At 74.0% G+C, this 8,532-nt stretch carries 5 protein-coding genes; all 5 read left to right on the top strand.

The genetic code is table 11. The annotated features are described in order from the left end of the window. Window positions 1-1,920 (top strand): SDR family NAD(P)-dependent oxidoreductase (locus AB0M83_RS42065; protein ID WP_364526396.1); only part of this gene is annotated, 1,920 nt, incomplete at its 5' end. Window positions 1,921-1,925: 5 nt separating this feature from the next. Further along, entirely contained in the window at window positions 1,926-6,248 is a 4,323-nt protein-coding gene (locus tag AB0M83_RS42060; RefSeq protein ID WP_364526394.1) for a beta-ketoacyl synthase N-terminal-like domain-containing protein, read from the top strand. Then, window positions 6,245-6,559 (top strand): phosphopantetheine-binding protein, encoded by a 315-nt coding sequence (locus AB0M83_RS42055; RefSeq protein ID WP_364526392.1) that lies wholly within the window; start codon window positions 6,245-6,247, stop codon window positions 6,557-6,559. The genes AB0M83_RS42060 and AB0M83_RS42055 overlap by 4 nt, the downstream gene beginning before the upstream one ends. Further along, window positions 6,556-7,362 (top strand): alpha/beta hydrolase, encoded by an 807-nt coding sequence (locus AB0M83_RS42050; RefSeq protein WP_364526390.1) that lies wholly within the window; start codon window positions 6,556-6,558, stop codon window positions 7,360-7,362. The genes AB0M83_RS42055 and AB0M83_RS42050 overlap by 4 nt, the downstream gene beginning before the upstream one ends. After that, a complete protein-coding gene (locus AB0M83_RS42045) occupies window positions 7,362-8,531 on the top strand; it encodes a nucleotide disphospho-sugar-binding domain-containing protein (RefSeq protein ID WP_364526388.1) in 1,170 nt (389 codons plus the stop codon). The genes AB0M83_RS42050 and AB0M83_RS42045 overlap by 1 nt, the downstream gene beginning before the upstream one ends. Window position 8,532: the final 1 nt, after the last annotated feature.

Genomic DNA, 8,532 nt, shown 5'->3' with positions numbered 1-8,532 from the left:
TTGGTTGCGTCTGACGCACCGAAGGCCGCCTTGGGTGCGTTGGACGCACCGAAGGCCACATTGGGGCGCTCGGTGCTGGAGACCGTGGTCGAGGTCATCGGGACGCGGACCGGGTATCCGGTGGAGATGATCGAGCCGGACCTCGATCTCGAAGCCGACCTGAGCATCGACTCGATCAAGCGGGCCGAGATCGCCGGCGAGCTGACGGTTCGCCTGGGCACCGGCGAGATCGAGGAACTCGCCAAGGCCCGCACGGCGGCCGGGATCGCCGAGCTGCTCGACGCCGGTTCCCCCGCGGTCGGCGCAAGCCTGATGGCGAACCTTCCGGGGGCAGAGCCGACGGCCGGTCTCTCCGCGAACGGCTCCGGGCCGGAGTCAGCGGCCGGCCGGGCTGTTGCTAGTGGCACCGAGCTGCGGCCGATGGTCGGCGAGGCCACTGTGGGCAGCTCCGGCTCGAAGCCGGGAACCGGCAGGGCTGCCGCAGGCGGCTCCGGATCGCGACCTGCGGTCGGCGGGCCCACGGTGGATCGCTCCGAGCCGCGGCCGGTGATCGTCGCGCCGAAGCGGTATCTCATGACCGAGTTCGATCTTCCGCCCGCCGCCACGCCCGACATCGCCGGCCGCCGGTTCCTCGTGCTCGGCGCCGGGCCGCGAGCTGAAGCTCTCCGCGCGGAACTGACCGTCCACGGCGCCGAAGCCGTAGTCGGCGACGACGTCCGGCCCGGCTTCGACGGCTACCTTCACCTCCCCGAAGGCGACTCCGTCCTGCCCGCCGCGTTCCCGATGTACCAGGCCGCCCTCGCCGAACACCCCCGGTGGCTGCTCACCGCCGGACCCGCCGAAGGCCTCCGCGGCTTCTACCGCAGCGTCTCCCGCGAATACCCGGACACCCTCGCCCGGGTCGTCGAAGGAGCGCAAGCAGCCGAGTTCGTCGCCGAACTGTCCACAATGGACCGCGAACCGGTCGTGATCCGAGACGGCCGAGCGAGGCGCGGACTCCGACCACAGGCACACGACCTCGGCCTCCTCGGCAGCAGCGGCGCCGGCCCGGCCGGTGACGGCGCCGCCGAAGCCGCCGCGATCGGACTGGACCGCGACTCCGTCGTCCTGCTCGTCGGCGGCGCCAAGGGCATCACCGCCCGGTTCGCCGCCACCCTCGCCGGCGCGACCGGCTGCCGCGTCGAACTCCTCGGCCGGACGCCCGTCCCCGCCGGTGAGGACGACCACCCGCACGCCAAGGACGCCGGAGAACTGCGCACGGCACTCATCGACGCCGGCCTGAAGAGCCCCGCCGAGATCGAGAAGACCGTCCGGCGCATCGAGAGCGAACGCGAAGTCCGGCGCACCCTCCGGCAGCTCGAAGCCCTCGGCAGCCCGGTGCGCTACCAGTCCGTCGACATGCTCGACGCCGAAGCCGTGCACCGCGCGATCAAGGAGATCCACGCCGAGTACGGCCGGCTCGACGGCATCGTCTACGCGGCCGGCGTGATCGAGGACAAGCTCGTCGCCGACAAGACGCCGGAGTCGTTCGCCCGCGTCTACGGCACCAAGGTGGACGGGGCCAGGACCCTCCTCGACGCGACCGCCGACCTGCCCGACGAGCCGAAGTTCGTGGTGCTCTTCGGCAGCATCGCCGCCGCCCTCGGCAACCGCGGCCAGTCGGACTACGCCGCCGCCAACGACGCCCTCGAAACCCTCGGCCGGCGGTGGCCCGCGGGGCGCGCGGTGACCGTCCACTGGGGACCGTGGGCGCCGACCGGTGACCACGACGGCATGGTGACCCCCGCGCTGATGCGCGACTACGCCCGCCGCGGCATCGAGCTGATCGATCCGGAAGAGGGCACTCTCGGCCTGCTGCGTGAGCTGGCCTGGGGCCGCCCGGACGTCTCCGCGGTCGTCCACACCGCCTCGGGGTGGTGACCGGGATGCGCGTGGCGATCGTCGGGATGTCGGTGCTGCTGCCCGGCGCCCCGGACCTCGCGACGTACTGGCGCAACCTCGCCGGCGGCGTCGACGCGATCACCGAGGTGCCGCCGGCGAAGTGGGACAGCCTCCACTACGCGCCGGACGAGCGGCGCGCCGACCGCGTCTACTGCCGGCGCGGCGGGTTCGTCGACGACCTGGCCGAAGTGGACGTCACCGGGTTCGGGATCATGCCGAACTCCGTGCCCGCCACCGAACCGGACCAGCTGATCGCGCTGCGGGTCGCGGCGCAGGCCGTCGCGGACGCGGGCGGTCCCGATCGCCTGCCCGCGGACCGGGCCAAAGTCGGCGTGGTGCTCGGCCGCGGCGGTTATCTGACGCCCGGGCTGGTCCGGCTCGACCAGCGCGTCCGGACCGCGAGCCAGCTCGTCCGCACCCTGGGCGAGCTGCTGCCGGACCTCGGCGAAGAGCGGCTCGACGCCGTGCGGCAGGCCTTCACCGACCAGCTCGGGCCGGAGGCGCCGGAGTCCGCGATCGGGCTCGTGCCCAACCTGGCCGCCTCGCGGCTGGCCAACCGCCTCGACCTGCGCGGCCCGGCGTACACAGTGGACGCCGCGTGCGCGTCCTCGCTGATCGCCGTCGACCACGCGGTCCGGGAGCTCGCCACCGGCCGCTGCGACGTCGTCCTCGCCGGCGGCGTCCACCACTGCCACGACATCACGTTCTGGAGCGTGTTCACCCAGCTCGGCGCGCTGTCGCCGTCCGAGCGCATCCGGCCGTTCCACCGCGACGCCGACGGCGTGCTCATCGGCGAAGGCACCGGTGTCGTCGTGCTCAAGCGCCTGGCCGACGCCGAACGGGACGGCGACCGCGTCTACGCCGTGATCACCGGCACCGGCGTCGCCTCCGACGGGCGGACCGCGAGCCTGGCCAGCCCCGACTCCGGCGGCCAGGTTCGCGCGGTGCGCCAGGCGTGGGCGGCCGCGGGCCTGGACCCGGCCGCCCCGGATTCGATCGGGCTCCTCGAAGCGCACGGCACCGCGACCCCGGCCGGCGACGCGGCCGAACTCACGACCCTGGCGGAAGTCTTCGGCAGCGCGGGCGCCGCGGTGCTCGGCTCGGTCAAGTCGATGATCGGGCACACGATGCCCGCCGCCGGGATCGCCGGCCTGGTCAAGGCGGCGCTGGCCGTGCACCACGGCGTCCTGCTGCCCACCCTTCACTGCGACGACCCGCACCCGCTGCTCGAGAAGACCCGCTTCGCCACGGTGGACACGGCCCGGCCGTGGGACGCCGAGGTGCGCCGGGCCGGAGTCAACGCGTTCGGGTTCGGCGGGATCAACGCCCACGTCGTGCTGGAACAGGCCCCGGGCCGCGCCGTGCCGGTGGTCGTCCGCGAGCCCGAGCGGGTGCTGCGGCTGGCCGCGCGGTCGGTCGGCGAGCTGCGGGACCTGCTCGACCACCCCGGAGCACGCGGGACCGGCACCGGACCCGTCCGGCTCGGCATCGTCGACCCGACGGAGAAGCGGCTGGCCCTGGCCCGCAAGGCGGTCGCCCGCGGCCGGGCCTGGCGGGGCCGCAACGACGTCTGGTTCACCGACCGCCCGCTGCTCGGGCCGGGCGGCGGCAAGCTGGCCTTCGTGTTCCCCGGCCTGGAGTCGGAACTCACGCTCAACTGCGGTGACGTCGCCCGCCACTTCGGCCTGCCCTGGAAGCACGATGACGTCGAAATCGGTGACGTCGGCCGCCAAGGCGCCGCGGTGTTCGAACTCGGCCGCCTGCTGAACTCGGCGCTCGGCCGGCTGGGCGTCACCCCGGACGCCGTCGCCGGCCACAGCCTGGGGGAGTGGACGGCGATGGCCGTCGCCGGCATCCACGCCGAAGCCGAGGTCGACGCGTTCCTCGCCGGGTTCGACCCGGACGCGCTCGTCGTCCCCGGCCTCGCCTTCGCCGCGATCGGCGCGCCCGCGCCGCGCGTCCTCGAAGAGCTGGCCGGCCGCGACGACGTCGTGCTCTCCCACGACAACTCGCCCAACCAGGCCATGGTCTGCGGCCCGGCGGCGGCGGTCGCCACGCTCGTGACGCGCTTCCGGGACGCCGGGATCGTGGCCCAGGTGCTGCCGTTCCGGTCCGGGTTCCACACGCCGATGCTGCGGCCGTACCTCGACCCGATCCGGAAGGCGGCCGCCGGCTTCACGCTGCACCCGCCGGCGCTGCCGATCTGGTCGGCGACCACGGTGTCGGAGTACCCCGCCGCCGAGGCGGACGTCCGCGAGCTGTTCGTGCGGCACCTGCTGGAGCCGGTCCGCTTCCGGCCGCTGGTGCGCGCGATGCACGCGGCCGGCGTGCGCGCGTTCGTACAGGTCGGCGCGGGCCAGCTCGGCTCGCTGGTCGGCGACACCCTGCACGGCGAGGACCACCTGGTGGTGGCGGCGCACTCCGCGCACCGGCCCGGCCTGGCCCAGCTGCGCCGGGTCGCGACCGCGCTCTGGGCCGACGGCGCCGAGATCGACTTCACGCGGCTGCCCGGCGACCGCCCGGCCCCGCACCGGGCCGTCAAGCTCGACCTCGGCGGCCACCTGATCTCCCTGGACGACGAGGTCCGCGCGCGGATCGCCCTGCCGGCTGCGCGCTTGTCCACTGTGGACGACCTCGCCGGGAAGGGCCCGCTGGCCGCCGAGTTCGCCGCTTTGCTCAAGGACACCGCCGACCTCGCGTCCACGGTGCTCTCCGGCCGCGCCGAGGCCGCACTTTCCCGTGAAAGTGCGGCCCCAGGTCGGCACTTTCCCGGGAAAGTGCCGCCGCCGCAGGAGCTGGACACGACCTTGACCGTGTCGGTCGAGGAGATGCCGTACCTGCTCGACCACTGCTTCTTCAAGCAGCCGCCGCGGGCCGATCCCGGTGACCGCTGGCCGGTCGTGCCGGCCACCACGGTGATCGACCACCTGATGGGCTTCGCCGAACAGGCCGCGCCCGGCCGCCGCGCGGTCGCCGTGCACGACGTCCGGCTGACCCAGTGGATCACGGCGGTGCCGGCGGTCACCGTCGGCGTGCGCGTGCGGCCGCAGGGCCCGGACCGGGTGCTCGCGGCCCTCGACGGCTACTCCCAGGCCACCGTCGAACTCGCCCCGGCGTATCTGGCGGAGGCACCGCCGCCGTGGCGGTTCCCGGCGTCGGCGGAGCAGGTGCCGGAGACCACCGCGGCCCAGCTCTACGACGAACGCTGGATGTTCCACGGACCTCTCTTCCAGGGCGTCAGCGAGCTGACCGCGGTCGGCGAACGGCACGTCCGGGCCGTGCTCACGACGCCCGCCGCACCCGGCGCGCTGCTCGACAACGTCGGCCAGGTGCTCGGCTACTGGATCATGTCCCGGCTGACCGAACGCACCACCGTCTTCCCGGTCGGCATGCGCGAGATCCGGTTCCACGGCCCGCACCCGGTACCGGGCGAGCGCCTGGAGTGCCTGGTCAAGATCACGGCGCTGACCGAGGAGTTCCTCGACGCCGACATGCAGCTCGTCCACGACGGGCAGGTCTGGGCCGAGTTCACCGGCTGGCGCGACCGCCGCTTCGACAGCACCCCGCACATCCGCCAGGCCGACCGCACGCCGGAGCGTTCGACGCTGTCGCACGAGCAGCCGGGCGGCTGGGCGCTGGTGCACGAGCAGTGGCCGGACCTGGCCACCCGCGAGCTGATCATGCGCAACTACCTCGCGGGTGCCGAACGCGACGCCTACGACCGGCGGCCACCGCGCGGGCGGCGCCAGTGGCTGCTCGGCCGGATCGCGGCGAAGGACGCCGTCCGCCAGTTCCTCTGGGCCGGCGGCGAACCCGAGATGTTCCCGGCCGAGCTGCGCATCGGCAACGACGACGCGGGCTGTCCCCACGCGACGGGGGCGTACGGCCGCGAACTGCCGCCGCTGACGGTTTCGCTGGCCCACCGCGGCGAGGTCGGCGTGGCGATCGCCCGGCACGGCCGGTGCGGCATCGACGTCGAAGAGGTCGTCCCGCGTGCGGAGTCCACAGTGGACGCCGCGCTGGGCGCCGGTGAGCAGGCCCTGTTCGCCGGCTTGGCCGGCGATCCGGAACGCTGGTTCGCCCGGTTCTGGACGGCCAAGGAAGCCGTGGCGAAGCTGCTCGGCACCGGCCTGCGCGGCGAGCCCCGCGACTTCGAAGTCGTCGCCGCGGCGCCGGACGCGCTCACCGTCCGCGCCGCCGGTACCGACCACGCCGTGCACTGCGCCGACGTCGAGAGTGTTCCCGGCGCGCCGCCGCGCCGCTACGTCGTCGCCTGGACCGAAGAGACGAAGGAGACCGCGGAATGAGCATCGAGACCACGGCCACGAACGAAGCCACCGTGCTCGCGCAGCTCGCCGGGATGCTGCAAGAGCTGCTTGAGGAGTACGGGCTCGACGTAGAGGACACTGACGAAATCACCATGGAGACGACGTTCCACGACGACCTCGAGCTGGAGAGCGTCGACCTGGTGGCCCTGTCCGGGCAGCTGCGCGAGCACTACGGCGAGCGCGTCAACTTCGCGACGTTCATCGCCGAACGCGACCTCGAGGAGATCATCGCGCTGACCGTCGGCGAGCTGGTCCGCTACATCGTCGCGTCGCTGCGGGCCACGGCGTGAGCCGGATCCGTGCGGGCGAGCTGGACGTGCACGTCCAGCGCCTGACCCCGGAGGTCCCGCTCGACGGGGACGCGCCGATCGTCGTGTGCGTGCACGGGCTGCTCACCGACAGCCTCGCCAGCTACTACTTCACGCTCGGCCCGGCGTTCGCCGAGCGCGGGCTCGACGTGCTGATGTACGACCTGCGCGGGCACGGCCGCACGACGCGGCCGGAGTCCGGGTACCACCTGGAGGAGTTCGTCGGCGACCTCGTCGCGGTCCTCGACGCGACGGGGATCACGCGGCCGGTGCACGTCGTCGGCAACTCGTTCGGCGCGTCGGTGGCGTTCGGGCTGGCCGCCGCCCGGCCGGACCGGGTAGCCAGTGTCGTCGTGATCGAAGGCGAACCGCCGACGGAGGAGTGGACGCGGCACATGGCCGACGGGCTCGCCGACGCGAAGACCCGGCTGGCGATCGACGAGGTGATCGGCTGGATCGCGGACAACCACGGCGCGCACACCGCGCGGCTGTCGAAGGCGGCGAACAAGATCCTCCAGACCACCACGATCGCCGAGGACATCCCGCGCAGCGCGACGATCGCCGCCGACCTCTCGGCCGTGCGCTGCCCGGTCTTCGCGATCTTCGGGGGCGACTCGGGTCTCGCCGCGCAGGTGCCGCACTTCGAGACGCACCTGGACGCCTGTCGCTGCGTCGTGCTGCCCGACCAGGGCCACTCGGTGCTGGTCGAGCGGACCGCCGAAACGATCGAGCTGATCTTCGAGTGGGTCCGCGACACCTCGCGCGTTCCGGTGCGGGCGCGGTAGTGGCCCGGTTCCTGTTCGTCGTCCCGCCGCTGGTGGGGCACATCAACCCGGCCGCCGGCGTCGCGGCCGAACTCGCCGCGCGCGGGCACGAGGTCGCCTGGGCCGGGCACGAGGAGCTGCTGTGGCAGCTGGCCGGGCCGGACGCACTGGTCTTCTCGTGCGGACTGCCGGCCGGGGCCCCCGCGCGCCCGGCCGGGCTCAAGGGACCGGCCGCGCTGCGGTTCCTCTGGGAGGACTTCCTCGTCCCGCTGGCCGACGCGATGGCCCCCGGCGTGAGCGCGGCGATCGACGCGTTCGCGCCGCACGTGGTGGTCGCCGACCAGCAGGCCCTCGCGGGCGGGCTGCTGGCCGAGGCCCGCGGCGTGCCGTGGGTCACGTCGGCGACGACGTCGGCCGAGCTGGTCGACCCCCTCGCGGGCATGCCGAAGGTCGCGGAGTGGGTCGGTTCATTGGTCGCCGGCCTGCGTGCGCGGATCGCCGATGGCCGCGGCGCCGCGGATCCGCGGTTCTCCCCGCACGGCGTCCTGGCGTTCACCACCCGCGAACTGCTGGGCGCGGCGACGCTCCCGCCGCGGGTGCGGCTCGTCGGGCCGGCACTGGGTTCGCGTCCGTCCACAACGGACTTCCCGTGGAAGTGGCTCGACCCGCTCCGGCCGACCGTGCTCGTGTCGCTGGGCACGGCCAACACCGAGGCGGGCGCGAGCTTCCTCGCGACCGCGGCGGAGGCGTTCGCCGGGATGGCCGCGCGGGCCGTCGTCGTCGACCCCGGCGAGGTGCTCGGGGCGGTGCCGCCGAACGTCCTGGTGCGCCCGCGGGTCCCGCAGCTTTCGCTGCTGCCGCGGGTGGACGCGGTGCTGTGCCACGCGGGCCACAACACGGTGTGCGAAGCGCTGTGGCACGGCCTGCCGCTGGTGGTGGCCCCGATCCGCGACGACCAGCCGATCGTGGCGGCGCAGGTGGTGACCGCGGGCGCGGGTATCCGGCTGCGCTTCGGCCGCGCGGGGGCGGACCGCATCGCCGCGGCCGTCGAGGACGTGCTGACCGAACCCTCGTACCGGCGGGCGGCCGAGACGGTGGCGACGTCGTTCCACGCGGCGGGCGGAAGTGCGGCGGCCGCGGGCCATTTGGAACAGCTCGCGCTCGAAAACCTGGCCCATTTGGAGCCGTGAA

Origin of the sequence: Amycolatopsis sp. NPDC051106 (assembly GCF_040682775.1) — a bacterium.
Taxonomy (GTDB): domain Bacteria; phylum Actinomycetota; class Actinomycetes; order Mycobacteriales; family Pseudonocardiaceae; genus Amycolatopsis.
Note: the sequence above shows the minus strand (reverse complement) of the source record. Positions and strands in the feature narration are given on the sequence as shown.